Below are 16,312 nucleotides of genomic sequence, written 5' to 3'. Positions count from 1 at the left end.
GATTAACGTACCTTCAGCGTTGCCAGGCCAATCAGCACCAGCATCAGCGAAATAATCCAGAAGCGCACGATCACGCGCGGCTCTGGCCAGCCTTTCAATTCATAGTGGTGATGGATCGGCGCCATGCGGAAAATACGTTGCCCGCGCAGCTTGAACGATCCCACCTGCAAAATAACTGACAGCGTTTCAACCACGAATACGCCGCCCATGATCAACAGCAAGAACTCCTGACGCAGCAGTACCGCGATGGTGCCAAGCGCGCCGCCCAACGCCAATGAGCCAACATCGCCCATGAACACTTGCGCTGGATAGGTGTTGAACCACAAGAATCCGAGACCGGCCCCCACAATTGCGGTGCAGACAATCACTAATTCACCGGCGTGGCGCAGATAAGGAATGTGCAAATATTCAGCAAATTTGACGTTACCGGTCGCCCACGCCACCAGTGCAAAGCCGGCAGCGACGAATACGGTTGGCATGATGGCCAGGCCATCAAGGCCGTCGGTTAAGTTAACCGCGTTGCCGGTACCGACGATGACGAAGTACGCCAGCACCACATAGAACAAGCCGAGCTGCGGCATGATGTCTTTAAAGAATGGCACCACCAATTGCGTGGCTGGTGTGTCTTTACCGGCGATGAACAAGGCGAAAGCAACAGCCAGCGAAATCACTGACATCCAGAAATATTTCCAGCGCGCGATCAGGCCTTTGGTGTCTTTGCGCACCACTTTGCGATAGTCATCAACGAAGCCGATCACGCCAAAACCGACCAGCACCACCAATACGCACCAGACGTAAGGGTTGGATGGATATGCCCACATCAGCACCGAAATGGTGATTGAGGTGAGGATCATTACGCCGCCCATGGTTGGCGTGCCGCGTTTGCTGAAGTGTGATTCAGGACCGTCGTTACGCACCACTTGGCCAATCTGCAACTTTTGCAGCCAGGCAATCAGGCGCGGGCCCATCCACAGAGAAATAAACAAAGCGGTCAGCAGGCTGACAATGGCGCGAAACGTCAGATATGAGAAGACGTTAAAGCCGGAATAAAATGCGACCAGATGTTCGGCCAGCCAGACTAGCATGTTCCTTTCTCCTGTAAGCTCTGTACTACCTGCTCCATGGCGGCACTACGCGAACCTTTAACCAAAATAGTGATGTCCTGATGTTCGGACAGCAATGTGCGTAAACGTTCAGTCAGCGCGGTTTTAGTGGCGAAATGCTCGCCTTTGCCGCTGTTTTCGCCGATCAGTTGGCTGAGAGTGCCGGTACTTAATACGCAATCAATTCCCGCGGTTTTCGCTGCATCACCAACCTGACGATGACACTGCTCAGCTTCATCGCCTAATTCAGCCATATCGCCCACCACCATCACGCGGAAGCCCGGCATATCGCCCAGCACTTGTGCCGCAGCCGTCATCGAACCGACGTTGGCGTTGTAGCTGTCATCCAGCAGTAATTGGTTTGCATTCAGGCGAATAGGGAACAAACGGCCAGGAACCGGCTGCAAGGTTTTAAGGCCGCTTTGAATCGCGGTCAGCGGCGCATCGACTGAAAGCGCCAGCGCGGCGGCCGCTAATGCGTTAGCGATGTTGTGACGGCCCGGCAACGGCAATTCAACCGCGATATCGCCACGCGGCGTATGCAGCGTAAACAGCGTGGCATCTGCACGCAGCACAATTTCACTGGCACGGAATTCGGCATCCGCCATCGGCTGCGGCGAGAAGCGCCACAGCGTTTTATCGACAAATTGGCTTTGCCAGTTGGCAATATCGTTGCTGTCGGCATTGATGATCGCCGTTCCATGTACCGGCAAGCCGCCAAAGATCTCCCCTTTGGCTTTTGCTACACCAGCCAGCGAACCAAAGCCTTCCAGATGCGCAGCGGCCAGGTTATTAACCAATGCGGTTTCTGGACGCACCAAATCGGTGGTGTAAGCGATTTCGCCTTGATGGTTAGCACCCAGCTCAATCACCGCGTAGGCATGCTCTTTCGTCAGGCGCAGCAGAGTCATCGGCACGCCGAAATCATTGTTCAGGTTGCCCGCGGTATACAGCGTTTCACCACACTGGCGCAGAATCGCGGCAGTCATCTCTTTGACCGAGGTTTTACCGGATGATCCGGTTAGCGCCACGACGCGTGCTTTCGCTTGCTGGCGCACCCACGCGGCGAGCTGGCCGAATGCAATGCGTGTATCAGCAACCACGACTTGCGGCACCGAAACGGTCAGCAACTTGCTGACCAGCAACGCCTGTGCACCGTTAGCAATCGCATCGTTAGCAAAGTCGTGGGCGTCAAAGCGCTCACCAACGATTGCCACAAACAGGCTACCGGCAGAAACTTTGCGCGTATCGGTGGTGACGTCGGCGATGGTTAAATCCGCGCCGTGCAATTGACCTGCGCTGATATCCGCCAGTGTTTGTAGAGTGATTGGAATCATGCCATCACCCCCAATAAACGGGCGACGGTATCGCGGTCGGAATAATCCAGACGGCGGTTGCCGATGATTTGGTAATCTTCGTGCCCTTTACCCGCCACCAGAACGATGTCATCAGCAGCGGCTTGCATTACAGCGTTAGTGACTGCTTGCGCACGTCCAGAAACCACGCGCGCACGCCCTGGATCAAGCAGACCGGTGAGAATGTCATTCACGATCGACATCGGTTCTTCGCTGCGTGGGTTGTCATCGGTGATTACCACGATGTCGGCGAACTGCTCAGCAATCGCACCCATCAATGGACGTTTACCTTTATCGCGATCGCCACCGCAGCCAAATACGCACCACAGTCGACCTTTGCAGTGCAGACGCGCCGCTTCCAGCGCTTTTTCCAGTGCATCTGGCGTATGCGCGTAATCAACCACGACCGTTGGTTTTCCTTCCGCCGTGAACACTTCCATACGACCGCAAACCGGCTGCAGCTGCGAAGCGGTCGCCACCAGCGATTCAAGTGGATAATCCAGCGTTAACAAGGTTGCCAGCGCCAACAGTAAGTTGCTGACGTTGAATGCCCCCATCAGGCGACTATCAAACTCACCGTCGCCCCAGCTGGAACTGAATTGGATATGCGCGCCGCCGTCGTGATAGTTCACCGCTGTGGCTTTGAGCCAGCGACCACGACAACCCGCCTGCAAATTGTTTTCCATGGTGACCGCGACGGCATCTGGCAGATTCGCCAACCAGCGACGGCCCACTTCGTCATCGGCATTGATGATCGCTTCGCCAATCTGATGCTCAGAGAACAGCAGCCATTTGGCGGATTCATAGCCCTGCATATCGCCGTGATAATCAAGATGATCGCGGCTGAGGTTAGTGAATACCGCTGCGGCAAACGGCAAAGCAGCAACGCGATGCTGCACCAGACCGTGCGAGGAAACTTCCATTGCCGTGAGCGTTGCGCCCTGCTCGACCAAATCATTCAGCACATGCTGAACATCCACGGCCGAGCCGGTGGTATTTTCGGTTGCGACTAACTGTCCATATAAGCCGTTGCCTACGGTGCCCATTACGGCACCGGTTTCACCCAGCAAATTGGCCCACTGCGCCATCAACTGCGTGGTGGTGGTTTTACCGTTAGTGCCGGTCACACCAATTAACTTTAATTTTTCAGCGGGCTGGTGATAAAAACGTCCAGCCAGTGCAGAGAGACGCTGCTGCAACTGCGCCAAATAGATAACCGGGACGCCGTGCATCTCGCGGATATCACCATCGCTGGCTTCGCCTTCGGCTTCGGCAATCACTGCCGCCACGCCTTGGGCAATCGCCTGCGGGATAAAACGACGTCCATCAGCATGATGGCCCGCCACGGCGATAAACAGATCGCCAGCAGCCGCAGCGCGGCTATCCAGTGTCATGTCACGGAGTGGACGTGCCGGCGCACCCGGCACCCACGGGGCCAGTAAATCGCGCAGGTTACGATCTGTCACTTGGATCCTCACTTCTATTCTTCACCAATTCGTTTTTATCAACTGTTGGCAGCGCATCAGGTTCGATGTTCATGGTGCGCAGCACGCCGCCCATGATTGCGCCAAACACCGGTGCAGAAACCGCACCACCATAATATTTACCGGCTTGTGGATCGTTGATCACCACTACCAGCGCAAAACGAGGGCGACTGGCAGGGGCTACGCCTGCGGTGTAAGCAATGTATTTATTAACGTAACGGCCATCCGGTCCAACCTTCTTGGCGGTACCGGTTTTAATGGCAATGCGATACCCCTTGATGGCCGCTTTAACACCGCCGCCGCCGGGTAAGGCCACGCTTTCCATCATGTGCATCACCGTTCTCACCAGGTCTTCCTGGAAAACGCGTTCACCCGCCACTGGCGGGTCAACTTTGGTGATCGACAGCGGGCGATTGATGCCGTAGCTGCCAATGGTTGCGTAGACACGCGCTAACTGTAACGGCGTTACCATTAGCCCGTAGCCGAAAGAGAAGGTGGCCCTCTCTATGTCAGACCACCGTTGTTTTTGAGGGTATAAGCCACTACTTTCCCCGACCAGCCCCAAATTGGTCGGTTTACCCAATCCAAAGCGCGCGTAAGTATCTACTAACGCAGAGGAGGGCATCGCTAACGCCAAACGTGAAACACCGACGTTACTCGACTTCTGTAGAACCCCGGTAAGGGTCAATTCGTTATAGCGCGCCACGTCTTTGATCTCATGACCATTAACGCGGTACGGCACGGTATTCAGGACACTATTCTCTTTCACCACTCCGCGTTGCAATGCCGTCATCACCACCATCGGTTTCACAGTTGAACCCGGTTCGAAGATGTCGGTAATTGCGCGGTTACGCATCACGTCTTTCGGCGTGTTGCTGAGGTTATTCGGGTTGTAAGCTGGACTGTTCGCCATCGCCAGCACTTCGCCGGTGTTCACATCCACCAACACGGCGGTGCCGGATTCCGCCTTGTTAAAGGCCACGGCATTATTCAGTTCGCGATACACCAGCGCTTGCAGACGTTCATCAATGCTCAACGTCAGGTTATGCGCGGCGCGACTGTCAACTGAGGAGATATCTTCAATCACGCGTCCGTTACGATCTTTACGCACCGTACGCTCACCCGGCGCACCGGTCAGCCATTTATCGAAGCTCTTTTCAATGCCTTCAATGCCCTGGCCATCAATGTTGGTAAAACCAATCAGATGTGCGGTGACCTGGCCTGCCGGATAGTAACGGCGTGACTCTTCACGCAAGTAAATGCCCGGCAATTTGAGTTTTTTCACATACTCGCCAATCGCTGGATTGACCTGACGCGCCAGATAGACAAAACGCCCTTTCGGGTTGGCATTGATGCGCGCCGCCAGTTGATCCAACGGAATTGATAAGGCATCCGACAGCGCTTTCCAGCGGCTATCCAGCGAAACGCCTCCATGTTCGGTCAGCTCTTTTGGATCAGCCCAGATGGCATTAACCGGTACACTCACTGCTAATGGACGTCCCGCGCGATCGCTGATCATACCGCGCGCCGTAGGCACTGCCTGCACACGCAGTGAACGCAGATCGCCCTCTTTAACCAGCTTGTCGGGGTTGATTACTTGCAGCCACGCCACGCGCGACAACAGTCCGCCCAGCGCCAAAAGAATGCAACCGCACAGCAACGCAAAACGCCAGCTTATAAAGCTGGCCTTATCTTCTGGTTTTTTTAACTTCAGCGTTTTGCCTGCGCCACTCATTGAGTTATGCGATTCCTTATTTCTGCACCACAATATTTTCCTGTGAAGGATCAACATGCTGCATTTGCAGTTTATCGGTAGCTATCCGTTCTACCCGGCTATGATCGCCGAGTGCGTTCTCTTCCAGAATCAGGTTGCGCCATTCGATATCCAGCGCGTCACGCTCCAGCACTAACTGTTCGCGCTGCGCCGTTAGCAGGCGCGTTTTATGCGTCGTTGTCACCACCATCACCGAGGACACCAGCACCGCAGCCAACAGCAACATTGGGATCTTGCCGAATCGCAACAAGTCCCCGCCGATGACGCCGGGTAAGCTGTGACGCTCGTTACCGATCATGATGCTGTTCTCTCCGCAATACGCAGTACCGAACTGCGCGCACGTGGGTTTTCGCTAACTTCTGCTTCACCGGGAATCAATTTGCCGAGGGTTTTCAATTCGCGGCCCCCCAAGGCTTTAAGCTGTGATTCGGTCATCGGAATACCGGCTGGCACTTGCGGACCGCGGCTCTGATCGCGCATGAAGCGCTTCACTAAGCGGTCTTCCAGCGAATGGAAGCTGATGATAGACAGTCTTCCGCCCGGAGCCAGCACCGAAAGAGCACCTTTCAATGCCGTTTCAATCTCTTCCAACTCGCTGTTGATCCAGATGCGAATCGCCTGAAAAGTGCGCGTCGCTGGATGTTTAAATTTGTCTTTAACCGGCATCGCCGCAGCGATCACCGTGGCCAGTTCTTTGGTGCGCGTCATTGGCTGCTCACGATTGCGTTCTACAATGGCGCGCGCGATACGTTTTCCGAAACGCTCTTCACCGTAGGTTTTAATCACGAACGCGATGTCTGCTTCTTCTGCGCTCAGCAACCATTCCGCCGCTGATTGTCCGCGCGTGGGATCCATACGCATATCCAGCGGCCCATCGCGCATGAAGGAGAAGCCACGTTCAGCGTCATCCAACTGCGGTGAAGAGACGCCGAGATCAAGTAAAACGCCATCGATCTTGCCAGTCAGCCCACGCTCTTCGACATACTCTGCCAGCGCCGAAAACGGCCCATGCACTATCGAGAAACGCGGATCATTTATCTCAGCGGCTGCGGCTATCGCTTGCGGATCGCGATCAATCGCTATCAATTGTCCTTTCTCGCCAAGCTGAGAGAGGATTAAGCGCGAGTGACCGCCGCGACCAAAAGTGCCGTCGATGTAGATGCCGTCTTCCCTGATATTCAGGCCGTTAACCGCCTCATCCAGCAGCACTGTGGTGTGTTTAAAATTTTCCTGCATAGCTATAGCGACAAGTCCTGCAACCGCTCAGATAAAGGCTCCTGAGCCGACTGTTCTGTGTCAATATCGTCCTTAACTTGTTGATACCAGGTCTGTTCATCCCACAGCTCAAACTTGTTGAACTGTCCAACCAGCATCACTTCTTTAGTTAGGCCAGCATGTTGTCGCAACGTATTCGCCAACAACAAACGGCCCGCGTTATCCATCTGACACTCACTGGCATGCCCTAACAGCAGTCGCTGCACGCGACGCTCACTCGGGTTCATGCTAGATAAGCGCGACAGTTTCTTCTCAATGATTTCCCATTCGGGCAAGGTGTAAAGCAGCAGGCATGGCTGGTGGAGGTCAATGGTACATACCATTTGCCCCTGAGACTCTGCGACAAGCAATTCGCGATAGCGTGTTGGTACTGCCAATCGTCCTTTGCTGTCGAGATTGACTAACGTTGCTCCACGGAACATGCCAGCCTTACCCCTCGATCACCCGTTTTCACCACTTTATCCCACTTTTTACCACGAAACGAGTTTACGGAGCCGATGAAATCCTTGTCAAGCCGCAACGGCAAGTGAATATCACTATTTACACCGGGTGAATTTAATCGGAGGCGGGAATAAATCGATGATAACTGGCAAAATTAAAAATTAACCTGATGAATAGTGGAATAAAAATTTCCGCAATATAAAAAATGGTGAAAAATAAAGCGCTTTTAAGCCGAAATATATTTGCCATGCAATCTGCGACGGCGGCTGCATTTTAGGGGATTTCCGAAAGGAAGCCCAGCACCATCGCGCCAGCTCTGCTACGCCGCGCTGCTGAACATGTAAACAAATAAGAAAAGTTAATCAGGTTAAATTGTTAGCTGAGGTGGCGATAATTTACGCTTTTTTACTTCGGAAGCTTCTGAGGAAATATCGTTGGCACAAATAAAATTGGGCAGCGAACTGCCCACGATTTCATTTAGCGCGGCGGCTTAATTGCCCGCGGCGGAATAAATTACGACGAATACGCGTTAAACCCGGTTTTGGTTTACGCGGTTCATCCAGAGACGCTAATACTAATTCCAATACCCGCTCTGCAACATCACGATGACGCTGCCCCACCGCCAGCACCGGACACTCAAGGAAATCCAGCAATTCATGGTCACCAAAAGTGGCAATCGCCAAATCGGTCGGCAAGCGGCCATCGCGCTTCAGCGTAATATCCATTACACCTTGCAGCAGCCCAAAAGAGGTGGTGAACAGTGCTTCCGGCATAGGATGATCTTCAAGGTACTTCTCAAACAAAGCAGCAGCGGCGGCACGATCAAAGCTATTACAGTAGATGTAATCGATCGGGCGTTCGTCATCCTTCCACGCATCACGGAAGCCTAGCTCACGCAAGAAACTGACAGACAATTCCGGCAGCGCGCCCAAAAACAGCACATTTTTAACTGGCAGCTGACGCAATTCAGCCGCCAACGCTTGTGCATCATCCTGGTCGGCACCCACCACGCTGGTGAAATGTTCACGATCCAGCGCGCGGTCGAGCGCGATAATGGGCAATGGATCGTTGATCCAACGCTGATAGAAAGGATGTTCAGGCGGCAAAGAAGTAGAGACGATGATGGCATCAACCTGACGCTGCAAAAGATGCTCAATACAACGCATCTCGTTATCCGGCTGATCTTCGGAGCACGCAATCAGCAGCTGATAGCCACGTTGACGCGCCTGACGCTCCAGATAATTGGCGATGCGTGTGTAACTGGTGTTTTCCAGATCGGGAATCACTAAACCAATCGAACGTGTACGCCCAGCGCGCAGTCCAGCCGCAACCGCATTCGGGTGATAATTATGCTCGCGCACCACCGCCATTACTTTCTCAACGGTTTTCTCGCTGACACGATACTGCCGCGCTTTGCCATTGATGACGTAGCTGGCCGTAGTGCGCGATACGCCCGCCAGGCGCGCAATTTCATCCAGTTTCACGATGACACCTTAATTCTGATAAGCCAGCGCTGACGAAAATATCCGCAGAGTAGCTATGGGTAAAACATTTGTAACATCTAACCGCAGAAAACCACGCTGAGCAACCGCTTTTCTCAAGCATCATCGAGAAGCGCATAAAATAAAAAAACCCGGCATTTCGCCGGGTTAGCACTGAATGTGATGTTTGCGCTGCGTGATTAACGCATCACACGATCACCGCGCGACACGCCCACGATTCCTGAACGCGCCACTTCAACAATCTCCGCCACGTCACGAACGGTGTTAAGAAACGCATCCAGTTTATCACTGGTGCCCGCAAGCTGAACCGTGTAAAGCGTTGGCGTGACATCAATAATCTGACCACGGAAAATCTCCGCGCTGCGCTTCACCTCTTCACGGCCGTAACCACTTGCCTGGATTTTCACCAGCATGATTTCACGCTCAACGTAAGCGCCTTGACCCAGTTCGCTGACACGTAACACGTCCACCAACTTGTGCAGTTGCTTCTCGATCTGCTCCAGCACTTTTTCATCGCCGACGGTTTGGATGGTCATGCGTGACAGCGTGGGATCATCGGTAGGCGCCACAGTCAGGCTTTCGATGTTGTAGCCACGTTGAGAGAACAGCCCGACTACGCGGGACAATGCGCCGGATTCATTTTCCAGCAGAACCGATAAAATACGACGCATAATTAAGTCCTCTCCGTTTTGCTCAGCCACATCTCATCCATCGAACCGCCACGAATTTGCATCGGGTAAACGTGCTCGCTGCCATCAATATTCACATCAACAAACACCAGACGCCCTTTCGCCAGCGTATCCAATGCCAATTGCAGCTTCTCTTCCAACTCGGCAGGATGCGCAATCGAAATGCCCACGTGGCCGTACGCTTCGGCTAAACGCACGAAGTCTGGCAGAGATTGCATATAAGATTGCGAGTGACGACCAGAGTAAATCATGTCCTGCCACTGCTTAACCATGCCGAGGAAGCCGTTGTTGAGGTTCAGCACCAGCACCGGCAAATCGTATTGCAGCGCGGTGGAAAGCTCCTGAATGTTCATCTGGATGCTGCCGTCGCCGGTCACGCAGATGACCGTTTCGTCCGGCAACGCCATTTTCACGCCCAACGCAGCAGGCAGGCCAAAGCCCATGGTGCCCAAACCGCCTGAGTTGATCCAACGGCGCGGCTTGTCGAACTGGTAGTAAAGTGCGGCAAACATCTGGTGTTGACCCACGTCAGAGGTGACGTAAGCGTCGCCTTTGGTCAAACGGCAAATCGTTTCAATAACTGCCTGAGGTTTGATTTTGTCGCTGGTGCGATCAAATTCCAGGCATTTGCGGCTGCGCCAGCCTTCAATGGTCTGCCACCAATCACGCAGGCTATCAAGTTCTTGCCTGGCATCGCTCTGCGCCAGCAGTTCCAGCATCTGCGCCAGTGTCTGTTTAGCATCGCCAACAATCGGGATATCAGCACTGACGGTTTTTGAAATCGAGGTTGGATCAACATCGATATGCATAATCGTCGCATTCGGGCAGTACTTCGCCAGATTGTTGGTGGTGCGATCGTCGAAGCGCACGCCAATGCCGAAGATCAAATCGGCGTTGTGCATGGTCATGTTGGCTTCGTAAGTTCCGTGCATACCCAACATGCCGACGCACTGGCGATGCGTGCCAGGGAACACACCCAAGCCCATCAACGAGGTGGTAACCGGAATATTCAGTTGTTCAGCCAGTTGCAGTAATTCTGCTTCGCAGCCCGACATAATCGCGCCGCCACCGGCATAGATGACTGGCTTGTGCGCCGCCAGCAGCGTTTGCAGCGCGCGCTTAATCTGCCCTTTGTGGCCTTGAATGGTCGGATTGTAGGAGCGCATGCTCACTGTTTCCGGCCAAACGTACGGCAACTTGTTCGCTGGATTGAGAATATCTTTTGGCAGATCGATAACCACTGGGCCAGGACGGCCGCTTGCCGCCAGCCAGAAAGCCTTTTTCAGAACGGTAGGAATTTCTTCGGCATTTTTAACCAGGAAGCTATGCTTCACCACTGGACGGGAGATGCCGACCATGTCGCACTCCTGGAACGCATCGTAGCCAATCAGCGAAGAAGGCACCTGGCCGGATAGAATTACCATCGGGATGGAATCCATGTAGGCGGTAGCAATGCCGGTAATCGCATTGGTCGCGCCAGGACCGGAAGTCACCAGCACCACGCCCACTTCGCCGGTTGCACGCGCCAGGCCATCGGCCATATGCACCGCACCTTGTTCATGGCGGACCAGCACGTGGTCAATTCCACCGACCGTTTGCAGCGCATCATAAATATCGAGCACTGCTCCGCCCGGATAACCGAATACTTGCTTAACGCCCTGATCGATTAACGAACGGACGACCATTTCGGCTCCTGACAACATCTCCATTTTCTGCCTCCAGGCTTGAGGGACTGAATCCACTGACGTTCGCGTTTCCCGCACGCCACTGATATCCGGCCCCCGATCGCCAATTAAGATCAAAACCTTATGTTTATGCTCAGAAGGCAGCGTCGATTACCGCCTTCCAGGTACAGGGAATCTACTTGAGTTAATTCTTTTGAGAGTAGGTCGATTACCATAACCGGAGACACCTCGGCCTGCAAACGCCAGGAGGTTATGTCACGCCAGATCCGGCAATAAAGGCACTGATGCGTGATTATTGCTTGCGAGGATTAAACTAATGCTTTGTCATAACCACAGAGGAAAATGCTAGTTTATGGATTATTTGCAGTGTCTTCTGAGAAATATGATTTTCATATCGCCGTAATGGTTAGCCCACAATGTTTAAAGCGAAATGCTTTCTGGCGTGATTATCTAAAAAAAACCTTATTCACATCACATTATTCCAGTCAACCAGCCTGGTCTCGTTTTATTGCCATTATCCATTAAGACTTAAAAATTAATACTATCAACTACTTAAAATATAATCGCGTTTTTAAAAGATTTTTTAAGGCAGATAACTCATTCATTTTGGCGCTAATTAATGGCATTGCTCTGTGCAGAAGAATAATCACAGCACATCGCCCTTCAACCAGTACAATAATACCCGCTCACTTTTGATTGACATTGCGTTTCGATTCAAGTACCAATATGTGCATCCAAAATTTACGAGGTTTGAATCATGTTTCATTCTTTCCGCCTACTCGGTCTACTACTAAACGCATCCAATGTGCGCGGTAGACTCGTGGGCGGAATCAACAACTGATTCGAACCTGCTGAAGTTTAAGAAACCCGCGCCAATGCGCGGGTTTTTTTATGCTCGTAGCACCGGCAAAGTTAATGCATAAGGAAGATTACGATGAGCCAGCAAGTTATTATTTTCGATACCACTCTGCGTGATGGCGAACAGGCGTTACAGGCCAGCCTGAGTGTTAAAGAAAAACTGCAAATCGCTCTGGCGTTGGAACGTATGGGCGTGGATGTGATGGAAGTGGGTTTCCCCGTTTCCTCTCCAGGCGATTTTGAATCCGTACAAACCATCGCTCGTACCATTAAAAACAGTCGTGTCTGCGGACTGGCACGCTGCGTAGAGAAGGACATCGACGCCGCTTACGAATCACTGCGTGTTGCAGAAGCGTTCCGTATCCACACCTTCATCGCCACCTCGCCAATGCACATCGCAACCAAGTTGCGCAGTACGTTGCCAGAAGTGATTGAGCGCGCGGTGCACATGATTAAACGCGCCCGCAACTACACTGATGACGTTGAATTCTCATGTGAAGATGGTGGCCGTACGCCAATCGACGATCTGTGCCGCATGGTTGAAGCCGCCATCAATGCTGGCGCCACCACCATTAATATTCCAGACACCGTGGGTTACACCTTGCCGGGCGAGTACGCCAATATCATCGGCCAATTGGTGGCGCGCGTGCCAAACATCGATAAAGCCATTTTGTCTGTTCATACCCACGACGATTTGGGCATGGCGACCGGCAACGCTATCGCGGCAGTTTTGGCCGGTGCGCGTCAGGTTGAAGGTACATTGAATGGTTTGGGTGAGCGCGCCGGTAACTGTGCGTTGGAAGAAGTGATTATGGCGATTAAAACTCGCCAGCAAATCATGAACGTCCACACCAATATCAATCATCAGGAAATCTACCGCACCAGCCAAACCGTTAGCCAAATCTGCAATATGCCGATTCCAGCCAACAAAGCGGTGGTCGGTTCCAACGCCTTCGCTCACTCATCCGGTATTCATCAGGATGGCGTGTTAAAGAATCGCGAAAACTACGAAATCCTGACGCCAGAATCGATCGGCCTGCACAAAATCCAGCTGAATCTGACGTCACGTTCAGGTCGTGCAGCGGTAAAACACCGCATGGAAGAGATGGGCTACAAAGAAACCGATTACAACCTGGATACCTTGTACGACGCCTTCCTGAAACTGGCCGACAAAAAAGGCCAGGTGTTTGATTACGATCTGGAAGCGTTGGCCTTCATCAACAAACAGAATGAAGAGCCGGAATATTTCCAGCTGAACGAATTCAACGTGCAGACCGGTTCCAGCGTTACGGCCACCGCATCGGTGCAATTGGGCTGTGGTGAAGAGACCAAAGCCGATGCAGCGACCGGCAATGGCCCGGTTGATGCGGTTTATCAAGCCATCAACCGTATTACCGGCTTTGAAGCCGAGCTGGTGAATTACAAATTGACCGCCAAAGGCCACGGCGAGAATGCGCTGGGTCAGGTGGATATCGTGGTCAACTACAACGGCCGTAAGTTCCACGGCGTTGGTCTGGCGACCGATATCGTTGAATCCTCTGCGAAGGCGATGGTTAACGCTCTGAACAACATTTGGCGCGCCAAGCAGGTCGAAAAAGAATTGCAGCGTAAATTTAAAGATCAGAAGGAAACGGTGTAACTATGTCTAAGTCTTCTCATATCGCGGTATTGCCAGGCGACGGAATTGGCCCAGAAGTGATGGCGCAGGCCATGAAAGTTCTCGACGCCATTCGTACGCGTTTCGATATGCGTATCACCACCAGCGAATATGATGTTGGCGGTATCGCCATCGATCGTCATGGTGAACCGCTGCCGCCAGCCACCGTTGCGGGCGCAGAGCAAGCGGATGCGATTCTGTTTGGTTCGGTAGGCGGTCCAAAATGGGAACATCTGCCACCGGCACAACAGCCAGAACGTGGCGCATTGTTGCCGCTGCGTAAGCACTTCAAGCTGTTCAGCAACCTGCGCCCTGCCGCGCTGTATAAGGGTTTGGAAGCGTTTTGCCCGTTGCGCAGCGATATCGCCGAACGTGGCTTCGACATCCTGTGCGTACGTGAGCTGACTGGCGGCATCTACTTCGGCCAACCGAAAGGTCGTGAAGGCAGTGGCCCACACGAACGTGCTTTTGATACCGAGGTGTATCACCGTTTTGAAATCGAACGCATTGCGCGCATTGCCTTCGAATCAGCGCGTAAACGTCGCAACATCGTGACCTCAATTGATAAAGCTAACGTGTTGCAGACTTCCGTGATGTGGCGCGAAATCGTCAACGAAGTGGCGAAGGATTATCCTGATGTGCAGTTGAGCCACATGTACATTGATAACGCCACTATGCAGCTGATTAAAGATCCGTCTCAATTTGACGTCTTACTCTGTTCTAATCTGTTCGGCGACATCCTGTCGGATGAATGCGCGATGATCACCGGTTCAATGGGCTTGCTGCCTTCTGCTAGCCTGAATGAAGAAGGTTTTGGTTTGTTTGAACCAGCAGGCGGCTCCGCGCCAGATATCGCCGGTCAGAACATTGCCAACCCAATTGCGCAGATCCTGTCGCTGTCGCTGCTGTTGCGCTACAGCCTGAATGCAGATGACGCTGCCGCGAGCATTGAACGCGCCGTGAGCCGTGCGCTGGAAGCGGGATACCGTACCCGTGATTTGGCCGGTGGCGGCAAAGCCGTTAGCACCGATGAAATGGGCAGCATTATTGCCGGGTTCATCGCTGAGGAAAAATAATAAAATGAAAAGCTTATACCAGAAGTTATTTGATGCACATGTCGTCCACGAAGCACCTAACGAAACGCCGTTACTTTACATCGATCGCCACTTGATCCATGAAGTGACCTCACCACAGGCCTTTGATGGTCTGCGTGCTCACGGTCGCCAGGTGCGCCAGCCGTCGAAGACGTTTGCCACCATGGACCACAACGTTTCTACCCAGACCAAAGATATCAATGCGTCGGGCGAGATGGCGCGCATTCAGATGCAAGAGCTGATGAAGAACTGTGAAGAGTTTGGCATTCAGTTGTATGACCTGAATCACCCGTTCCAGGGCATCGTGCACGTGATTGGGCCAGAGCAAGGCATGACCTTGCCGGGCATGACCATCGTCTGCGGCGATTCCCACACCGCCACGCACGGTGCATTTGGTTCACTGGCGTTCGGTATCGGTACTTCTGAAGTTGAGCATGTGTTTGCCACGCAGACCCTGAAGCAGGGCCGCGCGAAAACCATGAAGATTGAAGTGCTGGGCGAAGCTGCGCCGGGCATCACTGCCAAAGACATCGTGTTGGCGATCATCGGTAAAACCGGCAGTGCAGGCGGTACTGGGCACGTGGTTGAATTCTGTGGCCCAGCGATTGAAGCGCTGAGCATGGAAGGCCGCATGACGCTGTGCAACATGGCGATTGAAATGGGTGCAAAAGCGGGCTTGGTTGCGCCAGATGACACCACCTTCGCTTACCTGAAAGACAAGCAATTCGCGCCGAAGGGCGAGCAATGGGATCAAGCGGTGGCTTACTGGCGCACCATGAAATCCGACAGCGATGCTAAGTTCGATACCATCGTGACCTTGAATGCCGCGGATATCGCGCCACAAGTGACGTGGGGCACCAATCCAGGCCAGGTGATGGCGGTGGATCAAGCTATCCCGAATCCACAATCGTTTGCCGATCCGGTTGAACGTGCCTCGGCGGAAAAAGCCTTGGCGTACATGGATTTGCAGCCGGGCATCAAATTGACTGATGTGGCGATCGATAAAGTGTTTATCGGTTCTTGCACCAACTCACGTATTGAAGATCTGCGCGCTGCCGCGGCCATCGCTAAAGGCCGCAAAGTTGCGCCAGGCGTGGTTGCGATGGTGGTGCCGGGTTCAGGTCCGGTGAAAGCGCAAGCGGAAGCGGAAGGTCTGGATAAAATCTTCCTCGAAGCAGGCTTCGAATGGCGTTTGCCAGGTTGCTCAATGTGCCTGGCGATGAACAACGACCGCTTGAATCCGGGCGAGCGTTGCGCCTCCACCAGCAACCGTAACTTTGAAGGTCGTCAGGGCCGTGGTGGACGTACTCACCTCGTCAGCCCAGCAATGGCCGCCGCTGCGGCAGTAACTGGTCGTTTTGCCGACATTCGTGAATTGACTCAGGGAGCGTAAAC

At 53.2% G+C, this 16,312-nt stretch carries 14 protein-coding genes; 4 read left to right on the top strand and 10 right to left on the bottom strand.

Annotated features, from left to right (window positions below; genetic code table 11):
• Positions 1–2: 2 nt before the first annotated feature.
• The 10 genes from mraY to ilvI all read right to left on the bottom strand — a co-directional run bounded on the left by mraY (position 3) and on the right by ilvI (position 11,332).
• Entirely contained in the window at positions 3–1,085 is a 1,083-nt protein-coding gene (gene mraY, locus ACPUC7_RS17030; RefSeq protein ID WP_343554725.1) for a phospho-N-acetylmuramoyl-pentapeptide-transferase, read from the bottom strand.
• The gene (gene murF, locus ACPUC7_RS17025) at positions 1,079–2,440 is read right to left on the bottom strand and encodes a UDP-N-acetylmuramoyl-tripeptide--D-alanyl-D-alanine ligase (protein ID WP_494923798.1); all 1,362 of its coding nucleotides are present in this window, start codon (positions 2,438–2,440) and stop codon (positions 1,079–1,081) included. Before murF ends, mraY begins: the two co-directional genes overlap by 7 nt.
• Positions 2,437–3,924, bottom strand: coding sequence for a UDP-N-acetylmuramoyl-L-alanyl-D-glutamate--2,6-diaminopimelate ligase (murE, locus tag ACPUC7_RS17020; RefSeq protein ID WP_494923797.1), 1,488 nt, complete (start codon positions 3,922–3,924; stop codon positions 2,437–2,439). Before murE ends, murF begins: the two co-directional genes overlap by 4 nt.
• Positions 3,911–5,677 carry a peptidoglycan glycosyltransferase FtsI gene (locus ACPUC7_RS17015; protein ID WP_494923796.1) on the bottom strand — a complete coding sequence of 589 codons (1,767 nt, stop codon included), beginning with the start codon at positions 5,675–5,677 and terminating at the stop codon, positions 3,911–3,913. Before ACPUC7_RS17015 ends, murE begins: the two co-directional genes overlap by 14 nt.
• 16 nt (positions 5,678–5,693) lie before the next feature.
• Positions 5,694–6,014 carry a cell division protein FtsL gene (gene ftsL / locus ACPUC7_RS17010; RefSeq protein ID WP_256695601.1) on the bottom strand — a complete coding sequence of 107 codons (321 nt, stop codon included), beginning with the start codon at positions 6,012–6,014 and terminating at the stop codon, positions 5,694–5,696.
• Positions 6,011–6,952 (bottom strand): 16S rRNA (cytosine(1402)-N(4))-methyltransferase RsmH, encoded by a 942-nt coding sequence (rsmH, locus tag ACPUC7_RS17005; protein WP_343554889.1) that lies wholly within the window; start codon positions 6,950–6,952, stop codon positions 6,011–6,013. Before rsmH ends, ftsL begins: the two co-directional genes overlap by 4 nt.
• A 2-nt stretch (positions 6,953–6,954) precedes the next feature.
• Positions 6,955–7,413 carry a division/cell wall cluster transcriptional repressor MraZ gene (mraZ, locus tag ACPUC7_RS17000; protein ID WP_343554873.1) on the bottom strand — a complete coding sequence of 153 codons (459 nt, stop codon included), beginning with the start codon at positions 7,411–7,413 and terminating at the stop codon, positions 6,955–6,957.
• A 492-nt stretch (positions 7,414–7,905) separates the two neighbouring features.
• Positions 7,906–8,916 (bottom strand): catabolite repressor/activator, encoded by a 1,011-nt coding sequence (gene cra / locus ACPUC7_RS16995; protein ID WP_343554872.1) that lies wholly within the window; start codon positions 8,914–8,916, stop codon positions 7,906–7,908.
• 197 nt (positions 8,917–9,113) lie between these two features.
• Positions 9,114–9,605, bottom strand: coding sequence for an acetolactate synthase small subunit (gene ilvN, locus ACPUC7_RS16990; protein WP_008108620.1), 492 nt, complete (start codon positions 9,603–9,605; stop codon positions 9,114–9,116).
• A gap of 2 nt (positions 9,606–9,607) precedes the next feature.
• Entirely contained in the window at positions 9,608–11,332 is a 1,725-nt protein-coding gene (gene ilvI, locus ACPUC7_RS16985) for an acetolactate synthase 3 large subunit (protein WP_494923795.1), read from the bottom strand.
• Between the two features lie 733 nt (positions 11,333–12,065).
• Here ilvI and leuL point away from each other — a divergent pair.
• The 4 genes from leuL to leuC all read left to right on the top strand — a co-directional run bounded on the left by leuL (position 12,066) and on the right by leuC (position 16,310).
• A complete protein-coding gene (leuL, locus tag ACPUC7_RS16980) occupies positions 12,066–12,149 on the top strand; it encodes a leu operon leader peptide (protein ID WP_494923886.1) in 84 nt (27 codons plus the stop codon).
• 93 nt (positions 12,150–12,242) lie between these two features.
• A complete protein-coding gene (gene leuA, locus ACPUC7_RS16975) occupies positions 12,243–13,805 on the top strand; it encodes a 2-isopropylmalate synthase (protein WP_343554533.1) in 1,563 nt (520 codons plus the stop codon).
• Positions 13,806–13,807: 2 nt separating this feature from the next.
• A complete protein-coding gene (gene leuB, locus ACPUC7_RS16970) occupies positions 13,808–14,899 on the top strand; it encodes a 3-isopropylmalate dehydrogenase (RefSeq protein ID WP_343554532.1) in 1,092 nt (363 codons plus the stop codon).
• Between the two features lie 4 nt (positions 14,900–14,903).
• Entirely contained in the window at positions 14,904–16,310 is a 1,407-nt protein-coding gene (gene leuC, locus ACPUC7_RS16965) for a 3-isopropylmalate dehydratase large subunit (RefSeq protein WP_494923794.1), read from the top strand.
• Positions 16,311–16,312 lie beyond the last annotated feature (2 nt).

The organism is Pantoea sp. CFCC18179, from assembly GCF_059412405.1.
Note: the sequence above shows the minus strand (reverse complement) of the source record. Positions and strands in the feature narration are given on the sequence as shown.

What these genes read in the sequence shown, in the direction of transcription:
- mraY (WP_343554725.1), bottom strand. Translation starts at nt 1,085, where the DNA reads ATGCTAGTCTGGCTGGCCGAACATCTGGTCGCATTTTATTCCGGCTTT.
- murF (WP_494923798.1), bottom strand. Translation starts at nt 2,440, where the DNA reads ATGATTCCAATCACTCTACAAACACTGGCGGATATCAGCGCAGGTCAA.
- ACPUC7_RS17015 (WP_494923796.1), bottom strand. Translation starts at nt 5,677, where the DNA reads ATGAGTGGCGCAGGCAAAACGCTGAAGTTAAAAAAACCAGAAGATAAG.
- ftsL (WP_256695601.1), bottom strand. Translation starts at nt 6,014, where the DNA reads ATGATCGGTAACGAGCGTCACAGCTTACCCGGCGTCATCGGCGGGGAC.
- rsmH (WP_343554889.1), bottom strand. Translation starts at nt 6,952, where the DNA reads ATGCAGGAAAATTTTAAACACACCACAGTGCTGCTGGATGAGGCGGTT.
- mraZ (WP_343554873.1), bottom strand. Translation starts at nt 7,413, where the DNA reads ATGTTCCGTGGAGCAACGTTAGTCAATCTCGACAGCAAAGGACGATTG.
- ilvN (WP_008108620.1), bottom strand. Translation starts at nt 9,605, where the DNA reads ATGCGTCGTATTTTATCGGTTCTGCTGGAAAATGAATCCGGCGCATTG.
- ilvI (WP_494923795.1), bottom strand. Translation starts at nt 11,332, where the DNA reads ATGGAGATGTTGTCAGGAGCCGAAATGGTCGTCCGTTCGTTAATCGAT.
- leuL (WP_494923886.1), top strand. Translation starts at nt 12,066, where the DNA reads ATGTTTCATTCTTTCCGCCTACTCGGTCTACTACTAAACGCATCCAAT.
- leuA (WP_343554533.1), top strand. Translation starts at nt 12,243, where the DNA reads ATGAGCCAGCAAGTTATTATTTTCGATACCACTCTGCGTGATGGCGAA.
- leuB (WP_343554532.1), top strand. Translation starts at nt 13,808, where the DNA reads ATGTCTAAGTCTTCTCATATCGCGGTATTGCCAGGCGACGGAATTGGC.
- leuC (WP_494923794.1), top strand. Translation starts at nt 14,904, where the DNA reads ATGAAAAGCTTATACCAGAAGTTATTTGATGCACATGTCGTCCACGAA.